We start from the raw sequence: 20,606 nt of genomic DNA on the forward strand, positions 1-20,606 counted from the left end.
ACCTTAAAATCTGAGCACCGGCACCATGTGCAACAGAGCATCTACCACTCGTTCCATGTGCATGCCACGGCTACCCTTCACCAAGACAACGTCACCTTCGGCAACCGTTTGGCTCAAGTGAGTCACAGCTTCATCGACAGTATCAAAATGGAACACATTCTTCATGCCGCGAGACTTTGCGCCTTCGATATACTTTTTCGCATCGTTTCCGACAGCAAGGAGCAAGTCAAAATTCATTTCGGGAACCATGGCACCAATCTGCTTGTGCAAATTGCCGCTTTCCTTGCCGAGTTCAAGCATGTCGCCGAGTACAGCAATACGCAAACCTGCAACTTTCATGTTGCCAAGCGTCTGGAGAGCCATCTTCGTCGAAGACGGATTTGCATTGTAGCAGTCCGAAATAATCTTGAAGCCGTTTGCCAACTTCACTTCCATGCGCATGCTCGTGGATGTAAAACCTGCAAGAGCCTTGGCAATATCGCCCTTCGGGATGCGGAAAGCTTCGCCCACGGCAATAGCAGCAAGAGCGTCATAAAGGTTGTGATCACCCGGAACATTCAGCGTAAAGTGCGTACGGCCGACATAGAAATCAGCACAGAGGTTTTCGTTCCACTTGAGCTTTTCCGGCTTGATGACTCCTCGGCGCACACCGAACGTCACGACCTTGTAATTCTTGGTAGCCTTCACCTTGCAAAGACGTTCATCATCGGCGTTCACAATCAGCGTGCCGCCTTTTTTGAGGCCAGCCACAATGTTAATCTTTTCATTGAACACGCCATCCAAATCGCCAAGGCGTTCCAAGTGGCTCGCGCCAATGTTCGTAATCACGGCAACATCCGGTTCAGTGGCCAAAGAAAGCGGGCGGATTTCGTCCGGGCCGCTCGTGCCCATTTCCACAACAGCGGCTTCATGACTGTGTTTCAGCTGGAACAAAGTCATCGGAACACCGATATGGTTGTTGAAGTTACCCTGCGTGGCATGGGTATTGTACTTCATGGAAAGTACGGCCTTCGTCATTTCCTTTGTAGTCGTCTTGCCGTTACTGCCGGTAATAGCGACCTTCTTCAACTTGAAAAGTCTTTGATAGCCCTTAGCAAGCTTCAAGAGAGCCTTTGTCGTATCATCGACCGGAGCGTACATCTTGAAATTCGGATCGATAGCAGTTTGGTTTACAACGCTCATCAGAGCTCCATCCTTTTCCATTTGAGATATAAACTGGTGGGCATCAAAACGGGCCCCTTTAATCGGCCAAAAGACAACGCCCTTGGCTTTTTCACGAGAATCCATGCAGAGATTCACCTTGCGTTTCAAGGTGCGAGCCGGAACGCCGACAGCTTCGGTTTCCAGAATCTCGAGCATTTCGCCAATTGTCAAATCAAGCTTTAGCATTGTTCCATAGCCTTCATCGCAATTTCACGATCGTCAAAATGATGTTTAGTCTTACCAATGATTTGGTAATCTTCATGGCCCTTGCCTGCAATCACAAGCCAGTCGCCACTCTTGAGTTCCGCACAAGCGCGATTAATCGCTTCTTCGCGGTTTTCTACAACTTCAAACTTGTCCGTCGTCATGCCAGCGCGAACGTCAGCGATGATGTCGGCAGGCTTTTCCGTACGTGGATTGTCCGACGTGAGCCAAGCCTTGTCTGCAATACGTTCGGCAATGCCCCCCATAATCGGGCGCTTTGTCTTATCGCGGTCGCCACCGCAACCAAATACGGTCGAAAGCTTGCCGCGGCAAAGGCTACGGGCCGTATTCAAAACACGTTCAAGAGCATCCGGCGTGTGGGCGTAATCCACAATCACGTGCTTGCCATCCTTGCTCCAGACCTTTTCAAAACGACCCGGAACGCGGACATTTGCAATGGCCTTGCGCATAGCATCTTCAGGGAGCGCAAGCGCATGAGCCCAAGAAAGCACCAACAACACGTTATCTACGTTAAATTCGCCACAAAGCGGAGTTTCAAACTTTTCCGTTGCAATCATCGGAAGCGTAAATTCAAGACCATCTTCCGTGCTCTTCACTTCGCCAAACGGCTTTACATCGGCCTTGGCCTTGCCCAGTCTCGAAACAGCCACCTTGCGGCAATCGAGAGAATTGAAAAGTTTTTCGCCATGTTCATCATCAATATTGATTACGGCGACACCATTTTCGGCAAGGTACTTCGTAAAGAGCAATTTCTTTGCTTCAAAGTAAGCATCCATCGTCTTATGGTAATCAAGATGATCTTGCGTCAAGTTGCTAAAGAGTCCGCTTCTGTAATGGATACCCGCAACGCGTCCCTGGTGGAGCGAATGTGAAGACGTTTCCATCACAAGGTCAGTACAGCCGGCGTCTACGGCGCGGGCTGCAAAAGCATAAAGGTCCAAAAGACCCGGAGTCGTAAGCGTCGCAGGCACGGACTTGTCACCAATCTTGTTCAAGATGGTGCCAAGAAGGGCCACCTTGTGGCCCGCGGCTTCGAGCATCGCGTTCATAAGGAACGCGCTGGTCGTCTTGCCGTTCGTGCCGGTAACCGCATGGCAAGTCAACTTGCTAAACGGATCCTTGTAAAATATCCTTGCGGCTTCAAGACGTGCAGCCTTGACGTCAGGCACCTGAATCCATTTAGACGTAAGCCCTTCCGGAGCAATCGTCTCGCCCACAACAGCCACGGCGCCAGCCGCAATTGCACTACGGGCAAATGCTTCGTACCCTTCCGTCGGAACGGAGAAGAACAAATTCCCCGGTTTCACACGGCGGGAATCATCACAAAGCCCCGTCACGGACAACTTTTCCATAAGTCCTTCCGAAATCATCAGCTTTTCTCCTTTAAGGTCAACTTGCAAATCGCCCCCTTCTGCAAAGTTTCTTCAGCCTTGGGTTCCTGAGCGACTACACGTCCCTTTCCTGTATATTCAACATTCATGCGGATGTTCCCCATCACTTCGAGAGCATCCTTTAAAGAAAGTCCTTGCAAGTTCGGCATACGGCTTGCCACTGCATCGCCGAGCAAAAGCGTTTTTCCATTGACCAAGCCCGCATCGACACGTTCCGAAATCACGCGGAGTCCCTTGCCTTCAAAGCGGACAGGGCAACGATGCTTCTTTGCGTATTCCTTAGCCGAAGAAACGGTCATTCCCGCAAAATCCTTATCGCACGGAGAACCCAGCTTTACCTGCTTTAAGTTATGTGCAAGCGGGGAAAGCGCCGGATGGTAATAAATCCCTTCCATGATGCGGCGGAAAATCGGACCTGCAGTAAGGCCACCCACATGTTTTCCTTGCGGGTCATCGACAAGCACCAAGCACACATAGCGCGTATCTTCGGACGGAGCAAGACCAATAAACGAAGCCACCTGGGAATTACGGTCATAGGAGCGGGTCAAGTGATTGTACTTTTCTGCAGTACCCGTCTTGCCGCCAAACAAAACATCCGTAAGTTTCTGCGATGCAACACGCTTTGCCGTACCGCTGTTCACCACGCGATTGAGCATCTTGCGAATCGTTGCAGCCGTCTTTTCAGAAACTACTCTGCGGAGTTCTACCGGCTTGTTCCTTTCGACAACATCACCATTAGAATTGCGCCATTCCTTTACAATCTGCGGGCGCATGAGCTTACCGCCATTGGCAATAGCGGCATAAGCCATCACCATCTGGATCGGCGTTACAGAAACAGCGTGGCCAAAGCCCATCGTCTTTAACGTTCTGTCGTCACGTGTGAGTTCCGTCGGCGTCAACAGTCTGCCGTTTTCTTCGCCTTCGTAATTATCAAAAGCTCTTGTGCCAATACCAAATGCGCGGGCCATTTTAAACAAACGTTCGGCGCCCACTTCAGAGGCAATCTTTGCAAATACAATGTTCGAAGACTGCACCATCGCTTCGCTCATGTCCATGTCGCCATAAACGTGCGTATCGCAAATCTTTTCGGATCTCGGGTTCCACTGCCAGCAACGTCCTTCGTTCACAAAAATCTTGTTCGGGCTAACGGCATTATTTTCAAGCGCCGCAGCAGCCGTAATCACCTTGAACGTAGAGCCCGGTTCATACGACATCGAAATGATTTCATTTTTCGACATGCGGCCGACACCCTGATTCTTGGAGTTCGGGTCAAATGTCGGGTAACTCGCCATCGCAAGGATTTCACCCGTGTACGGATCCACGACAACAGCGCTCGCGCTCGTTGCCATAAATTCAGCAACACCGTCCTTCAAAGCCTTTTCGACGATTTCCTGCATGTTACGGTCAATCGTCAAAACAAGATTCAGGCCAGACTTTGCTTCGACCACATTCTTCGAGCGGTAATAAACTTCACGGCGATGCACATCCTGCACGCTCACGCGAAGCCCTTCATCACCACGGAGGCTATCGTCGTAAATTTTTTCCATGCCCATGCTGCCGATACCATTATAGCCCACCTTGCCTACAATCTGCGATGCAAGCGAGCCCTGCAAGAACAAACGACTATAACCCAAATTGTCGCTCGTATCGCGCATGCTTTCGGCAAACACAATGCCATTACGGTCCATAATCGAACCGCGTTCCGCATACAAGTTCTTCGTATGTGTCACCATAGACTTTGTATTCACCTGATAAAGATTGCGGTTCATCACCTGGATATCAAACGTCTGGAAAACCAAAACGACAATCGTGCAAAGCACAAGGCTCTTCAATATGAACAGGGGATCTGCGCCGTATTTATTCATTCGACTCCCCCGTTATCATGACTTTTACCGGTACCTCGTAAAGACCGAGGCCCGTCTGTTCCGCAAACTTTGCCAAGTGGCTCATGGAAGTAAGCTTGTTGATTTCGTAATCCTTCAAAAGAATTTCACGATTGAGCAAGCTTGCCTTTTCCCTTAATCCATAGAAAGTGCCATAAAGACGGTTGATGCGGTTCTGCATGTACACCGGGAACATGCACGCTGCCGTAATCATGAGAACGAACAAGAACACAATTCTCATGACACCGCCCCTTCCGGAATTTACTGACAAATTCTGCTCATCCTTAGTCATACTCTTTCATAAATCCTAAGCTTTGCAGAACGTGCCCGACTGTTCCTGTTGATTTCATCGGCCGAGGGCAAAATCGGCTTACGGTTCACTTTCTTTAAACGTTGGTGGTTTCCACCGCACATGCACACCGGCAAGTTTTCCGGGCAAATACATGCTTTTTCAAATTCAGCAGCAGTTTCCTTGACACAGCGGTCTTCCACGGAGTGGTAGCTCATGACGACCAAACGACCGCCCACCTTGAGGCAGTCTACCGCAGCGCGGATGCTATCTTCAATCTGTTTGAGTTCGCCATTCACTTCCATGCGGATAGCCTGGAACACGCGAGCCAAAAGGCTATTCGCGTCACGGCGCTTGTCCGGGAATACGGCTTCAACAACGGCCTTGATATCGCTCGGGAGCACATCGCGGCCTTCGGTGGCAATTTCTCCCACTTTTTCCTTAATGCGGGTCGCGAGTTTAAATGCACGATCCATATCGGCATTCTTGCGGAGTGCAGCCGCAAAATCATCTTCGCTTACCGTGCGGAGCCATTCCTGTGCAGATACATTTTCGCGACGATCCATACGCAAATCAAGCGGATTGTCGCCAACAAACGTAAAACCACGGCTAGAGTCATCTACCTGATGGCTGCTGATGCCGAGATCGTAAAGGACGCCATCGAGTGTATTTGGCGCAATTTCATTTCCGAGTTCGCTAAACGGAACCGGATGGACAATAAACTTCGGTGCAACATTAGCAAGACGCTTCGTTGCAAACTGGACCGCTTCATCATCGCGGTCAAACGCATGGAGCGTGCCCTCGGAATCAAGCTTTTGGGCAATAGCGTAAGAATGGCCGCCACCGCCAAGCGTGCAGTCCGAATAGGTGCCGTTCGGCTTGATGTTCAAGCCTTCAAGGCATTCCTTGAGCATTACCGGATCGTGATAGAATTCTCTCCCTTGAACCCCAGCGACCGCGGCTTCCGAAATTTCATTTACATGTACTGACTTGCGGAGATTGTTATCTGCCATTATCCCCCTCCGTCAAGCCTTCACCATAGAACGCGGCATCGAAAGCTTCGATTGCTTCATTTGTCTGCAATCCATACTTTTCGTTGTAACGTTCAGGATTCCATAATTCGAGAGTCTTACCGCGGGCCTGGACATAAAGAACTTCGTCTTTAAGGCCGGCATACTCCAATAAAATCTTGGGGAGTAAAATGCGATTCTGGCCATCCATCTCCACAACTGTGGGGCTGAGGCCTCTCCGAACTAAATCGGCTTGACGGCGGTCGGACCTAGCATCCAAGTCCGCCATGAATTTCTCAAACTCGGATAGGACGAACAACCGGAGGGTGCGGTCCGGGCCACGAGTGACCACGAACTCATTCCCTTCGGACGCCGAAAGCTGACGACGGAATTCCCTAGGGAAGGAGGTCCTTCCCTTTCCATCGATCGCCGTTTGGGCTTGTCCTATGAAAGAAGTGAAATTCATATTTGACACATTTTACCACAACACTTATCACACGTGGTAAATATACCCACTTTCACCCACGGTGGCAACATGATTCAGGGGTCGAGCTTAAAAAAAGCATACTTTTGGCCCTAGATGTGCAAAATTTTACACAGAAATTTGCTCATTTGAGCAAATTTTTAAAATTTCAAGATAATATTTACGTAAGAAATTTGTTAGAAGTGGATATTGGTTGGCAGTCATCGAATTCCTAATTTTATTCCATGCTTCTTCGTGTTCCTGATTTTTACGATTCGTTCCACTGCATCGCAGGCAAATGCACCGACACTTGTTGCGTAGGCTGGGAAATCGACATCGACGACGAAAGCGCCAAGCGCTACGCCAAAATCAAAGGTCCATTCGGAGAAAAGCTCCGCGAAAACATCGAGGACGGACACTTCAAATTGAGTCCTGGCGACCGCTGCCCGTTTTTAAGGCAAGATGGACTTTGCGACATGATTTGTCATCTTGGTGAAGACAGTCTCTGCGACATTTGCCGAGAGCACCCCCGCTTTGTCGAAGTCTACGGCGACATCATGGAAAAAGGGATTGGCCTCTGTTGCGAAGAAGGCGTACGCCTACTGCTCGAAAGCAAAAGCACCGCCACCTCGCCCATTGCATTTGTCGAACGCGAAATCGATGACGAGCCAGACGACATTCCTGACGATGCACTCGAAGCCCGCGATGCCATATTTGAAGAACGAAATCATTTATTCAAAATCTTAGCAGACCACAGCAAACCACTTAACGAACGTTTAATCGAGCTGCTAGACTTTGCCGTTGAAACAAGCGGCTTTGAAGATTTTGAACAAAGTTTTAACAGTAATCCAACAGAGTCAACCGATAGCGCAAGCAACACAAAAATTTCGAACAACATCCTCGGGTCGTGGATCGAAGTTTTGAGCAAAGGCGAAAGCTACGGGCCCGCTTGGGACAGCGCGTACAAAGAGTTGTTACAAAGCTCAACCGGTATGAGCGTCGGACTCTTCACCGATAGCGATGGTGAAAAAATCATAGCCTATTTGCTGTTCCGTTACTACGAAAAAAGCCTGTTCGACGGCAACAGCCTTACCAAAGTCGAATTCGCCATTTACTTCTGGATTATAGTGCAAAAATTAGGCCCCTTTTTAACCAAAATCGACGCCATAAAATTACTGAGCAAGCAAACTGAATACTCCGAAGAAATCATGGGCATTTTAGAGGAAGAATTCATGGAAAATCCGCTATTTTCGCCGGAGAATTTCAAGAGAATCTTGAGAGAATAGCGCCACCGCCCGAGAAACGTTATTTTTTACATTATTTTTGCCTTTTTTTGACGAAAATCACAATTAAGGCCCTTAATTTTTGGTATTTTACAACTGTTTAAATAGGATTCCCAGGGATTAACCCAAAGTCTTTAGGAGTATGAGAATGTTAAGTCGTATTTTCACATTGATCGCTTTTGCTGCAGCAATGAGTTTTGCACAGTTTGCACCGGAACCGCAAGTTGCCGATATTAAATTGATGATGGATTCCAAGACTGAGCAACCCATGAAAATGGACTTTTCCAAGCACCTTTCGGGCATCAGCGATCCGGGCATCATGTTCAGCCATTTCGCAAACCGTCCGCTGCTCATCTACTATTTCAGCCCCAAGTGCCCGCACTGCCAAAAGCACTTCCCCGAAATTCAGAATCTCATCAAGGAATATGAAGCCAAGGGACTTACGGGCATTGCCATCGGTCTGAACGGCGGCATCAAGAAGAACGACATCCGTCTCTTCATTGACCAGTACCACGCCGTCATTCCTGTATTCCAGGACACTGATAGTGAATTTGGACCAGCTTATGGCACCGGCTACATTCCGGTCGTCTACCTGGTGCAGAAGGACGGAACGTTCTACCGCTACGAAACTTTGAACGAAGCGAACATGAACCATTTGCGCGCTACGCTCAACACCATTTTGAAGAAGTAATAAGACTTGTCATTCCCCTAACGGGGAATCTCCATTTTTAAGCAGCCTCGGCCACCGTGCCGGGGTCGCCTTTTTTATGGGCTGTCGGCGGGAGGCACAAAGCACTGTTGCGCCGGCGGGAGGCACAAAGCTCTACGAGCTTTGTAGCATCTTCTTCGGCTCGGTCATGGGCAAGCAAGCTTGCCCGCGACGCTCGCCTTGCGAAGATGTCGAACCCACATGATATCGTCGTGGGTTCCGTTGAAAATATAAAAGGTTCGCGCGCCAATGGCGCACGAACCTTTTATACCGTCGGCGGGAGTCGAACCCACGACCCGTTGCTTAGAAGGCAACTGCTCTATCCAACTGAGCTACGACGGCATTTGTGAGCACACAATATAGTAAATAATTTGTTTTTTCGTCAATTCTCGCACAGTCCTTCCCCCAATCTCTCTAAAAAATTACGTAATCCCCATTGCCATTAGCGGGAGTTTTATCTACATTTATGCATGAATTTAAATATTTGCATAAACCTGTAGCGCAACGCATGGCATTGCCCCGCAAATCAACAGCACAAGGCCAATCGTTGCACGGAGATACAATGAAGATTATCGACATCCTGAAGCAAGACAAGATGAGCCTCTCCTTCGAGGTGTTCCCGCCTAAAAAAGAAACGAGTTTTGAAAACGTTAAAGCAGCTACCGAAGCAATTGCAAAGCTTAACCCCGCATTCATGAGCGTCACATACGGCGCAGGCGGCGGCGTGAGCCAGTACACGCTCGAAATTGCGAAGAATCTCAAGTACAATTTCAACATTCCGATGCTCGCCCACCTCACCTGCATTTCGAGCACCAAGGAAACCATCCACCAGCGCATCGAAGACATGAAGGCCGCCGGTATCAAGAACGTGATGGCCCTCCGTGGCGACCTCACGCCGGAACTCATTGCAAACGGCCGTGGCGATTGCGACTACCACCACGCTGTGGAACTCATCCGCGAACTCAAAGCCGCTGATGCAGACTTTTGCATTGGCGCTGCCTGCTATCCCGAAAAGCATCCGGAAAGCCCGAACCAGGCCGAAGACATCAAGCACCTCAAGGAAAAGGTCGACGCAGGCGCAGACTTTCTCACGACGCAGATGGTCTTTGACAACAACCTTTTCTTCAGCTTCCTTTACAAGCTCCGCGATGCAGGCGTGAACTGCCCGGTGCTCCCCGGCATCATGCCCATCACGAACGCAAACCAGGTCGAACGCGCCATCAAGCTTTCGGGCTCCTTCATGCCGCAGCGTTTCAAGTCGCTTGTGGACAAGTTCGGTAGCGATCCGGACGCCATGAAACAGGCGGGCATCATCTACGCCACCGATCAGATTATCGACCTCTATGCCAACGGCATCACGAACGTCCACGTTTATTCCATGAACAAGCCGGACGTCGCCGAAGGAATCCTCAAGAACGTCTCTGCCATCCTCGGCAAGAACTTTGCAGGGTAATTTAAAGACAAGATGCAAAAAGACCTGGCGGTAAGCCAGGTCTTTCAAAATTTATGATGGATAGTTTTTTAGGTTGCTAGTCCTTGATGCAACGGACTGAAAACCAGTCAACATTGAAGCCAGTGGTCAGTCTCACGTAATTATTGGCACTGGTCAATCTTATAAGGAATGAATCGTCATTACTATTTTCTGTAGAAGTCCAGAAGTATGCATTAGGGTAGTACTTATCATCGCTGTCATCGTAATAACCAGCAGGCAACGCCGAGAACAAGTAAGTATCAGTACCATTACCATTATTACCCCAACCATTCTTTGACTTGAGCAACTGGCCCACTTTGTTGTTATCTCGATCGTCACCTTTAAATCCCATAAAATAATGATCCACGTTGGAAGCAAGGATTCTCCACTCCGTTGTATCCGGCAAATGCCAGCCTGAGGGACAAATATTCTGTAAGTCTGTCCAAGTGTACAAGCGACCGTAGACGTCACAATTGCCACCGGACGTTTCGCTTCCGCCACCGCACTTGCTGTTTTCCGTTTCGTAGTTCAGGTTTTCGGCCATCCAAGTCTGTGCATTTTCACCCTCGCCGATAGTCACCTTTCTGTAAACGGTCACGCTACCATTATCGCGGGCATCACAGAAATGGCCCGTTGCATCAAACGAGACGTCGTCGCAAGTCGGCTTTCGCCATGTCCCGTTATCATACTTATACCAATTTTTCATGTATTTACAAAGTTCAGTCGTTTCATACACCTTACCGCAAGCTTCCTGTTCATCCTTGGCAACTCTCAGTTTGCCATTTTTGCAGATAAAATCATGAACACGGTCTGTCGTACCCTTGATGGTATAGTCATACAGCAAGCTAACAATATCCTTATCGGTGCAGCTATTGCCACTAATCAACTGCGCTTCTACCGCTTTCTTATCGGCTGTAGTTATATTATCGTCATTCCATCGGTATGTATTAGGAACTTGCGCCCAAGAAGAAGCCGAACCAATCAGGAGGTATGTCGTGTTGTCCCCCGGAACGTCATCGCAAATGCCGTGGTAGCTCATTCCACCAGTTAAATTTTGGCCATGCTTGGGGCACCATTCCTCAGCGGATACCGTTCGCCAGTTATGGCCAACATTGGCATCCAAGCAAACATACGCACCAGACACTTCTCCAAGAATGTTCGCCGTGCAAGCCAGTCTTAAAGACATTTCTTCTTCAGACCCCATAACCCATCCGCAAGATTTATAGGAGTTTCCATCCTTTTCACAGTCGCACTTGTAATAGTCAGCCTTGAAACTCTGCAAATTCTTTGAGATATCAATCATTACCGCTTCAGAGCATGTGCCAAAGAGTTCTTCAGGAGTCAATGCAATCCATTCATGGACGTGGTTACCATTGTCGTCCGTGCCGGTCGTTCTGCACTGGTAATCACCTTCTTCGTTCTTGGAACCTTCCTCGGCGCGGCCATAGTGGCAGGCGCCTATAGTGCGGTTTTCTGAATCCGTGGCGTTAATCCATGAATACATTTCCTGCTTGTCAAGATAATCGCACTTATAAGCGGCATAACCATCATCCTTAATTTCTGCCAAATTCATGACACTCTTGGTGCACGCACCATATTTTTCGTCTAATTCAGAATAAAGTCTCCACCTCTTTCCATCGCAGACAACTTTAGCAAAGCCAGTCGTTGTAGCAAGCATTGCTTCTCTTAAATTGAACGTTTTTTCAGTACCGGCATTATTGTCGTTACATTCACCGAATCGGCCATCGTTCATGATTTCCGACACTGTTTTGCCGTTCTTCGACACCGTTGTTTCTGCAATAGCATCCGTAATGCCCGGGTTTACAACTTCTTCCCAACCACAATCTTCACCATTGCACTGGCAAATTGCATTGAATACTTCATCTTCAATAGAATAGGAGAACATTGTATGTGCAGCAGCGAGCGTTGCACTGCACTCTTGTTCCGCCGTTGCAGCGCCAACGACCCAGTAAGTTATCGGGAACCAAGTTTCAGAAACATCGAAATACTGGAAGTAGCGGAAATAGCCATCTTCGACATCGGACTTCAAAACTTTTCTGGATTTTTCACCATCGTCAGAGCCCTTGTAAACCTTAGCCTTAGTTGCATCAAGCTTATACACGTCAACAAAGCCATACTGCACTATCTTGTAATAAGCGGCATCTGTTTCGTTCCAGACGTTTGTTTCGCAATCATAATTTCCGTTCTGCCAGCAGCTCCATCTATAGAAGTTTGCATCGATAAGCATGGCGAGGTAGTCCACAAAATACATACTGCGTTCCTTGCCAGCGTAAGTCGTTTTGACGGCAGTATTGAAGTTGCCGTTTTCGCCAAAGACTTTGCGGTAGGCGTTATAAACAGCGTTAAAGCTTGGAGTTTTTTCGCTTTGGTCAATAAGGGCCATCACCCAGACGATGCTATTGAATTGTTCAGCCAAGCCGAGCTGATCCGGAACAAAGTGTTCGAAAGACGGATATTCGTCACTATCCTTATTTTGCAAATAAAGTGCGGCAGCAAGTTCCTTGTTAGCAAGTTTGCTAGCTTCGGCAAAATCTTTACCAGCATCCACCAAGTTCTTTACACGAGCAGCCTTGTAGTCCGTCAAGAAGTCCACAACAACCGTGTCAGCATCTTCGGACAAATCCACATAGGCACTGTAGATAACATCCGTAGCATTAGAACCGAATCCGCCAAAAGAATTGAACGCGTTGTTGGTCAAGTTCAACTTTATACGGAACTGAGCAACAGGGGTCGTCAGGTTCGTCACATCAAGGTCACCTTCAAGGCGCGCAACCTTGTATTTCATAGTCCTTTCATTAGCTTCTTCGATTGTCACCAAAGAATGATTTGCCGTTGCAAAGAGGTCCGTAACAAACAACTTTCCAGTCGCATCGAACTTTTCGTCGAGGTCCGTGACGGTCAATTCCGCATGGTCGCCACCCTTGAGGTCCTTCCAGATTTCTTCGTAGATGTCTTCGGAATCCGCTTCCTTCGTGGCCTGCACCGGGAAGCGCACCACCACATGCTTCTTATAGACTTTGGCGAGGTTTTCGTTCACGACCGTGAACGGGAATTCCATCTCGGTTTCGGCATCGCCGCACTTGATGGTCACGGTGATAATAGCCTTTTCATTATCGCGATCCGTCTTGGTGATTTCGCATTTTTTGCCATCGATTTCAGAGTTTCAGCTGCTGTAAGCATCATTGAAACTCTTATTGACATCTTCGCCAAACTTGTCCGTTGCGCTGCTCAAATTCTTGAGAGCTTCATCAACATCATTCTGATTCTTGGCAGAAGCAGAGCTCAAATTGCCGATAGCATCGTTAGCATCTTTCTGACTTTTTGCAGAAGCAGAACTCAAGTTGCCGAGAGCATCGTCAACGTCTTTTTGGTTCTTTGCAGAAGCAGAGCTCAAGTTCTTGAGAGCCTCATCAAGTTCCTTCTGATTCTTGGCAGATGCAGAACTCAAGGCATCCTTGATAGCCTTGTTGATTGCTGCCGTGTCGGCACTTACACCATTTTGACCGTTGGTGCCGTTAGTACCATCTGTACCGTTATTGCCGTTGGTACCATTTTTACCATCGGTTCCATTCTTTCCGTTATTACCTTCTTTACCATCGGAACCGTTTTTACCATCAGAACCATTTTTACCGTTGGCGCCATCCTTACCATTATTCACAACGCCAATTGTATCGCCGTCGCATATAATGGCATATCCGGACTTGTCCTTAAGTTCCTTGGATTCGCAACGATACTTGATAGCATCCTTGTCGCTCATGGCAACCCATTCACCGTCCGTACAGGCATACATCGTGGCCGTCGACTTGACAAACGCCATGGAGCCTTCACGTTCTTCGTTACACTTTTCGTCTTTCAACGAATTGACTGTAACAAACTGGTCTTCGGAAACTAATACGTCATCACCGCAGGCGGTAATGCCAATTGAAACCGCAAAAGCGGCCATACCTAACTTAAGGCAATGTTTTTTCATACCACTGTTTTTCTGGTTCATTTTTATTTGTAAAGAAGGTATTTTTTTAAAGTTATAAAAAAAAAGACTTTGCTCGAAACGAGCAAGGTCTTTTTTTGTGAATATTACGGATTAGCGGCAGGTGCTGCCGGGGCCGGCGCACTTGTCTTCGCCGGCGCAGCTTCAGCTGCAGGCTTCGGCGCTTCCGCAGGCGGAGCGGCCTTGGCCTTGATTTCTTCAGCCTTCGTTTTCACTTCGGCTTTCAGTTCTTCAACGGCCTTAGCGGCTTTTGCCTCAATTTCCTTTTTGCGCCTAGAACCAGCCTTCGATGCCGACCTCACCTTCTTTGTCGGATCCACTTTGAGTTTCACCTTCACTTCGGGCTTGGATTCCGGTTTCACCTCGGACTTTGTCGGAGGCGGCACGGCTGTGCTGTCGTTCAAAAGCGAATCAGACGGTGCAGCCACGGTGCTATCGCCTTCGGTGTAGTAACCGAACGGGATGAGTTCCACGCGGCGGTTCTTGGCACGGCCTTCGTCCGTTACGTTATCAGCAATAGGCACGCGAGTACCAAAGCCGATTGCACGGAGACGTTCGCCAGGAATACCCTTCGACTGGAAGTAATCCGTCACAGAGTGAGCACGATCTTCAGAAAGCTTCTGGTTGTAATCTTCAGTACCCACGATATCCGTATGGCCCTGGACTTCAAGTTTCACTTCTGGAATCTTTTCCAAGAGAGCGATAATGTCATCCAAAGTCGGGTAACTGGACTTCAAGAGCTTTGCCGAGTCGAATTCGAACTGGATACCCTTCTTGAGGTAATCCAAGTCTTCCTTACGACGCAACGGGCAACCACGCTTATTCACCTTGATTCCCGGGAGCGTATTCGGGCACTTGTCGCGGTAATCCGGCACGCCATCCTTATCGGTATCAAGCGGGCAACCATCAGCATCCACGGCAACACCTTCCGGCGTATTCGGGCACTTATCCGGTCCATCAAAGACTCCATCCTTGTCGGTGTCGAGCGGGCAGCCAACAGAATCAACCTTGACGCCCTTCGGCGTATTCGGGCACTGATCCTTGTAATCCAGCACGCCGTCTTCGTCCGTATCGAACGGGCAACCGACGCTGTCCACAGGCACACCCTTCGGCGTATCCGGGCACATATCCTTATAATCATAGACGCCATCTTCGTCCGTATCGAACGGGCAGCCGACGCTATCCACAGGCACGCCCTTCGGCGTATCCGGGCACTTGTCAAGACCGTCAAAGACCTTGTCTTCATCCGTATCGATACCGCAGCCGTCTTCGTCCACGACAATCGGCGGGAACGTATCCGGGCACTTGTCCTTGCGGTTCTTTACGCCATCGTTGTCGTCGTCACCGTCAAAGCCAAACGTCCACGTAAGCTTTGCGATACCGGCAATAAGCGGCTGGGACACATAGCAATAACTGGCGCGGTAGCCATTTTCACCCTTGTACTTGATCTGGAAATCCTTGCAGTTGTCCATGGCATCTTTTCGATCATAGCCATCAACAAGGTTCCCAATACCGATATCGATACCAGCAGCAAAGTCAATGTTGAAGAACGGAATCTTCACATTGATACCCGGCGTGAGTACCATCGGGTCGGTAATCGGGCTGAACGGATACGCATCGTTACCAAAGCGCATTTCGCCACTGAATTCAAGGAACGGCTGGAAGTAATCATTCACGAGCCAGTTCACGCCAGTGCTATAGACAAGCGTGTTCGAGGCATCGCCAAAGCCGATCATGAGTCCAAGAGAAGAATTCCACGTCAGCGGAACTCCCTTCTTGGTATAGTCTACGGCGACAACACCCGTAAGGCCGAGCATTACGCTGTTTGCCGTGTAGGCATACGTCGGGCCACCTTCGTTATCGAGGAACCAGGCGTGACGCGGACGCATACCCACGCCCTTCCAACCGGTCGGGAGCGTAAGGTCGACAACAGCTGCGGTCGTCATGTAATCCGGGCCAAACAAATGCGGTGTGCGGTACTTGGCATAGAACTGCAAGTCGCCGAGGCCACCCTCGCCCATGTGAGCGCGGATAGCTTCACCGGAGTAATCCTTCGCGTGGTCATAGTAAATCGGGAGACTTACAGAAATGTCCAAGTCATCACGCAGACCGAACGTGAAGTTGAAATTACCGGCCAAAGCACCGTCAATACGGCCCTTTTCCATGCGGGCATCCCACACATCGAGATGCTGGGTACGTCCAAAGCGGTCCGTAAACAAGGCGCCACGAGTATAGCCCCAGTTATCGGTTGCTATGGTACCACCCGTACCCACACGGAAGTGGAAAAATCCAATCGTATTCGCATCTTGCTGGTGGAGGCCGGTTTTACCCCCCAGGAGACCGGTCTGAGCAAAGACCGCCGCCTGCGCAAGTGCGAGAATCAAAGCAAGTTTTTTCATACTGTTAGATTATCTCAGCGATTAGACTCCATTACCCCAACTCCATCCTCCAGTATACAAGCCACAGTACCCAACCAACGGTTGTCCATCGGGTTCAACACCTTCAGGCCATGTTAAACCAGACGGAGCAAAGCATGTTTCATCATACACATTATATTCCCATTGCTGACAGCCGGCATCATCCTCTGCACAATCATTAGGATGTTCTACAGCAGCAATTGCTTCGTAGCTACATTCATCCCAGCCTCTATTGAATTTCAACTTCTTGTCGCAATACTGTTCAGCCGTAGTTATGGATGCATCCATTTTCCATTCACCATCGGCCTGGTCGCAATAGAAGATTTTATTATTCACGTAAGGTTCGCCAAAAGCACAGTCAAAGCTAGAAGATGCACTTGCAGGTTCTAGACCTTTTATGTAGCAATGTTTATTCTTCGTAGCACAGTATTCCTTAACGGTATACCACTTGTCAGAATAGGACTTGTATCCATCGTCATCATAGTCATAATAGCGGTCATAAGTGCTGCCGGCAGCAGTTCTAATGTACTTAGGAGCACCGTTTTCATTGCACATTCTGTCTCTTGTTGTAGAAGACGAAGAACCATCATCATAAACTAAATAATCAAAGTTTGCATTGTAAGAGCAATAATCATCTAAACCAAATTCATGCCAATCGTCTCTGACAACAGAAGCGACAACCTTAGTCTTCTCGGTAGCCCCCGGGAGCAGAACTTCCGTGACAAATTCGATTAAGGAAACATGTTCTGCAGTTTCTTGCTTGTAATCAGTCATATTGGCGAGGAGGTTCAACTGTTCCATCGCGGTAATGCACGTTTCTGCATTATCATCAGTGCATGAACCCGGTTCAGCAGGAGTCAAGCCACGGATTGTTTCAACAGAAGTTTCTTTACAAGTGAAATCGTTCCCTTCGTAAGTGCAGAAATAGATCTTATGATCCGTATAGCCATCCATGAATATATAGTAGCGATTACCATAAACGATACCAGAACGGTCGCTGTACACCCAGCTGATATACCCTTCTACGTTCATCCAATTCAGGAAAGTACCCTCAGAATTACGGACATAGAGCGTTCCATCGAATTCGCACTTTTCTCCAAATGTTTTGCCACTAAGATCTTCGTTAGCAACAATCTTCTTTGTTGCAGAGATGTTGTTCGTCACCGTACCATTGATTTTCACGTTGTCCTTGCAAAACTCATCCACTTGAGTATCCATCCATTTGGGAACATTGTTTCGATCATGATTGCAAGTTTTATAACCGACACCATCACTTCCTTCTTTTTCATACGTAGCGATGTCACCCTGATTGTCCAAAGAGCAATGTTGATCACCAAGAAATTCACCATCATATTCTTCACTCCAGGAATGAGAAGAAGTTGAACTACCTGGTGCGTATTCTCGGCAGATATAATGATTGTCACCAACTTTTTTAACTTCATTTTTACGAGCTTCAACACAAGCTTGATTGAATTCAACATCCATATCGCTAGCAGAAACCCACTTATAAAAATCTACTCCGTCACCGTTAAAGACATGATCGCACTTGTAATAACCATAGCCGGTCATCGTAGAAAGCATAAGCTCCTTCAAATTGAGCTTCACGAAGTTTTTCTCATCATTCTTCATGATTTCTTCATTGCAAGCACCAAGTGCATCGGCAAGGATTTCTTCATCGTTCTTGTAGACAGAAGATGATGAAGCAGAAGACGGAAGTCTCTTTTCTTGCAAAGAACAGACTTCGTCAGAGCCTTCACAACGAGGATTCTGCACGCACTCAAATTCATAGGTAGCCCATGGTTCAGACCCATGTTCCCTAGTAAAGCCTGTGTATCCTTCTTCACGACCTTCGCAAGCATCCACCAAGTTCCATGCGCAAAAATCATAATCGCAATTGCACTTTAAGCTGAAATCAAGCTTTTCAGAAGTAATGGCTATAATCTCACCTTTTTTTGCAGATGTACATTGACCATTTTCAGCAGTAGCTGCTACGGTTTCTATAAAGTAATTACCACTACTTACAACCGGGAACCATACTTCCTGCTTGGTATCGTACTTGAAGTAGGTAAAATAGCCATCATCAACAGAAGTCTTCTGGATCTTGTAACCATCTTCAAAATCCGTTGCAGCCTCTACATCAAGTCTGTAAACCTCTTTAAAGCCCTTCTGCAAAATCTTGTAGTACTTATCGTCCCTGTCGGAATTATAGTCTTCATAGATATAGTCAAAGCACATACCTTCACAGTAATGATACTTATCAAAGTTTGCGTTGATGAGCAAGGCGAGGTAGTCCACAAAATACATGCTCTGTTCACGGCCATCGAACAGCGTCTTCGCCCCCTTCTTGAAGTTACCTTCTTCTGCGAAAATCGTACGGAAGTCGTTGTAGGCCTTGTTCACATTCTTAGCGACATCGGCCTGGTCGACCAAAGCCATAATCCAGAATACGCTATTGAAGTATTCGTTCAAGTCCACTTTGTTCGGCAGATAATGTTCAAACTGCGGGTAGTCTTCGCCATCCTTCTTCAAGTAAAGGGCCTTAGCAAGTTCATCGTTAGCCTGCAAGAGAGCATTATCAAAATCTCTGCCATTCTTCAGCAAGTACTTCATGCGGGCTGTCTTGTAGTCGGTCAAGAAGTCAATGACAACCGTATCCGTTGCATCGAGAACATTCGGATCCTTGTCGGTCAAGTCCACAATCGTGTTATAGGCAAAATCAACAGTCGAGAAATTGAGACCGCCGAGGTTCATCTTCACGCGGAGTTCCACAATCGGGTTTGTCAAGTTCGTCACATCGATGTCGCCTTCGAGACGCACAACGTTGTACTTCACTTCTCTCTGGTTGACTTCTTCAACCGTCACGAACGGCTGGGAGGCAGAAGCCACGAGGTCAGAGACAAACACCTTACCCGTTGCATCGTACTTCTTGTCGAGGTCGATGATGGAGAGTTCGGAATACTTGCCGCTCTTCAGGTGAGACCAGAGTTCTTCGTAGATGTCGTCAGAATCGGTCTTCTTTTCACTCATCACCGGGAGGCGAACCACCACGTGCTTTGTGAACTTCTTTTCGAGATTTTCGTTCGGGACCGTGAACGGGATTTCCATCTTGGTTTCAGCTTTACCGCACTTGATGGTCACAGTGATGATAGCCGTTTCGTCGTTGCGTTCCGTATTGACGATTTCGCACTTTTTGTTTTCGAGTTCAGCGGTCCAGCTGCTGTAGGCATCGCTGAACTTGTCATCGAGATCTTTGCCATACTTGTCCGTAGCAGAGCTCAAGTTCTTAAGGGCGTCATCGACATCCTTCTGGTTCTTGGCAGAGGCGCTGCTCAAGTTGCCAAGAGCATTGTCAACGTCCTTCTGGTTCTTGGCAGAAGCGCTGCTCAAGTTACCGATAGCGTTGTCAACGTCCTTCTGGTTCTTGGCAGAGGCGCTGCTCAAGTTCTTGAGAGCTTCGTCAATCTGCTTCTGGTTGTTGGCAGATGCAGCGCTCAAGGCATCGTTGATAGACTTCTTGATAGCGGCGGTATCGACACTTACACCGTTCGTACCGTTGGTGCCGTTCGTACCATTTGTACCATTCGTACCATCATTACCGTTGGTACCGTTCTTTCCGTTAGTACCGTCTTTACCGTTGGTACCATCCTTACCATTAGAACCATCTTTACCGTTGGTACCGTCCTTACCGTTGGCACCATCCTTACCGTTGTAGACCACACCGATAGTGTCAGTGCCATCGCAAACAATCGCAATACCGGACTTATCCTTGAGTTCCTTGGATTCGCAACGGTACTTGATGGCATCCTGGTCCTTCATGGCAATCCATTCGCCTTCAGAGCACAGGTACATCGTGGCCTTGGACTTCACAAAAGCCATGGAGCCTTCGCGTTCTTCGTTACACTTTTCGTCATTCAACGAATTGACGGTAACAAACTGGTCCTCGGAAACTAACACGTCATCACCGCAAGCTGTAATGCCGAGAGAAACAGCAAAAGCGGCCAACCCCAATTTAAGATATCGAGAGTTCATACTCATTATCCTATTTTTTTATGTTTTTTTTGTTTTGTGCGCAAAGATAGCTTATTTTACTAGAAATTCAAAGGGAACTTCACATAATCCGTTTGGATTAGTTGTCAAGACAAAACGACCAATTTCAAAGAAAAATCAACCAAAATAGTCGGTTTGTAAAGAAAATGAGGTCTTTTGGAGCAAAAAAGAAACCAACAGACGCTTTTTTAACTATGCTTTATGTA

Annotated in this window: 13 protein-coding genes and 1 tRNA gene; 3 read left to right on the top strand and 11 right to left on the bottom strand. The window is 48.0% G+C overall.

All coding sequences use genetic code 11. The features are described 5' to 3' along the window. Nucleotides 1-3: 3 nt before the first annotated feature. The 6 genes from murF to BUQ91_RS15000 are packed head-to-tail and all read right to left on the bottom strand — an operon-like array spanning nt 4 to nt 6,467. On the bottom strand, nt 4-1,389 hold the full coding sequence (gene murF, locus BUQ91_RS14975) for a UDP-N-acetylmuramoyl-tripeptide--D-alanyl-D-alanine ligase (RefSeq protein ID WP_074209860.1): 1,386 nt from the start codon (nt 1,387-1,389) through the stop codon (nt 4-6). Then, nucleotides 1,383-2,798, bottom strand: a complete 1,416-nt coding sequence (locus BUQ91_RS14980; protein ID WP_074209861.1) for a UDP-N-acetylmuramoyl-L-alanyl-D-glutamate--2,6-diaminopimelate ligase — start codon at nt 2,796-2,798, stop codon at nt 1,383-1,385. The genes murF and BUQ91_RS14980 overlap by 7 nt, the downstream gene beginning before the upstream one ends. Beyond that, nucleotides 2,798-4,684, bottom strand: coding sequence for a penicillin-binding protein (locus tag BUQ91_RS14985; protein ID WP_072826715.1), 1,887 nt, complete (start codon nt 4,682-4,684; stop codon nt 2,798-2,800). Before BUQ91_RS14985 ends, BUQ91_RS14980 begins: the two co-directional genes overlap by 1 nt. Continuing rightward, complete coding sequence (locus BUQ91_RS14990) at nt 4,677-4,994, bottom strand: hypothetical protein (protein ID WP_072826713.1); 318 nt, start codon at nt 4,992-4,994, stop codon at nt 4,677-4,679. The genes BUQ91_RS14985 and BUQ91_RS14990 overlap by 8 nt, the downstream gene beginning before the upstream one ends. After that, nucleotides 4,991-6,004 (bottom strand): 16S rRNA (cytosine(1402)-N(4))-methyltransferase RsmH, encoded by a 1,014-nt coding sequence (rsmH, locus tag BUQ91_RS14995; protein ID WP_074209862.1) that lies wholly within the window; start codon nt 6,002-6,004, stop codon nt 4,991-4,993. Before rsmH ends, BUQ91_RS14990 begins: the two co-directional genes overlap by 4 nt. Beyond that, nucleotides 5,994-6,467 carry a division/cell wall cluster transcriptional repressor MraZ gene (locus BUQ91_RS15000; protein ID WP_072826709.1) on the bottom strand — a complete coding sequence of 158 codons (474 nt, stop codon included), beginning with the start codon at nt 6,465-6,467 and terminating at the stop codon, nt 5,994-5,996. Before BUQ91_RS15000 ends, rsmH begins: the two co-directional genes overlap by 11 nt. A 242-nt stretch (nt 6,468-6,709) precedes the next feature. Here BUQ91_RS15000 and fliB point away from each other — a divergent pair, with 242 nt between their 5' ends. Continuing rightward, entirely contained in the window at nt 6,710-7,750 is a 1,041-nt protein-coding gene (gene fliB, locus BUQ91_RS15005) for a flagellin lysine-N-methylase (RefSeq protein WP_074209863.1), read from the top strand. 145 nt (nt 7,751-7,895) lie between these two features. Then, entirely contained in the window at nt 7,896-8,438 is a 543-nt protein-coding gene (locus tag BUQ91_RS15010) for a TlpA disulfide reductase family protein (RefSeq protein WP_074209864.1), read from the top strand. 286 nt (nt 8,439-8,724) lie between these two features. Here BUQ91_RS15010 and BUQ91_RS15015 read toward each other — a convergent pair. Beyond that, a tRNA-Arg gene (locus BUQ91_RS15015) sits at nt 8,725-8,798 on the bottom strand. Between the two features lie 220 nt (nt 8,799-9,018). On the opposite strand from BUQ91_RS15015, the gene metF reads away from it, so the two are divergent. Beyond that, nucleotides 9,019-9,909, top strand: coding sequence for a methylenetetrahydrofolate reductase [NAD(P)H] (metF, locus tag BUQ91_RS15020; RefSeq protein WP_074209865.1), 891 nt, complete (start codon nt 9,019-9,021; stop codon nt 9,907-9,909). A gap of 76 nt (nt 9,910-9,985) precedes the next feature. Here the strand turns inward: metF and BUQ91_RS15815 are convergent, their stop codons facing one another. The 4 genes from BUQ91_RS15815 to BUQ91_RS15775 all read right to left on the bottom strand — a co-directional run bounded on the left by BUQ91_RS15815 (nt 9,986) and on the right by BUQ91_RS15775 (nt 20,382). Next, nucleotides 9,986-13,039 carry an FISUMP domain-containing protein gene (locus tag BUQ91_RS15815; RefSeq protein WP_074209866.1) on the bottom strand — a complete coding sequence of 1,018 codons (3,054 nt, stop codon included), beginning with the start codon at nt 13,037-13,039 and terminating at the stop codon, nt 9,986-9,988. Between the two features lie 72 nt (nt 13,040-13,111). Next, nucleotides 13,112-13,918, bottom strand: a complete 807-nt coding sequence (locus tag BUQ91_RS15820; RefSeq protein WP_217693442.1) for a hypothetical protein — start codon at nt 13,916-13,918, stop codon at nt 13,112-13,114. A 104-nt stretch (nt 13,919-14,022) separates the two neighbouring features. Continuing rightward, complete coding sequence (locus BUQ91_RS15035) at nt 14,023-16,335, bottom strand: OmpA family protein (protein ID WP_074209868.1); 2,313 nt, start codon at nt 16,333-16,335, stop codon at nt 14,023-14,025. Nucleotides 16,336-16,356: 21 nt separating this feature from the next. Continuing rightward, nucleotides 16,357-20,382: a hypothetical protein gene (locus BUQ91_RS15775; RefSeq protein ID WP_175566651.1), complete on the bottom strand. Its 4,026-nt coding sequence runs from the start codon at nt 20,380-20,382 to the stop codon at nt 16,357-16,359. Nucleotides 20,383-20,606: the final 224 nt, after the last annotated feature.

The sequence above is a fragment of the Fibrobacter sp. UWB11 genome, from assembly GCF_900143015.1.
GTDB lineage: Bacteria > Fibrobacterota > Fibrobacteria > Fibrobacterales > Fibrobacteraceae > Fibrobacter.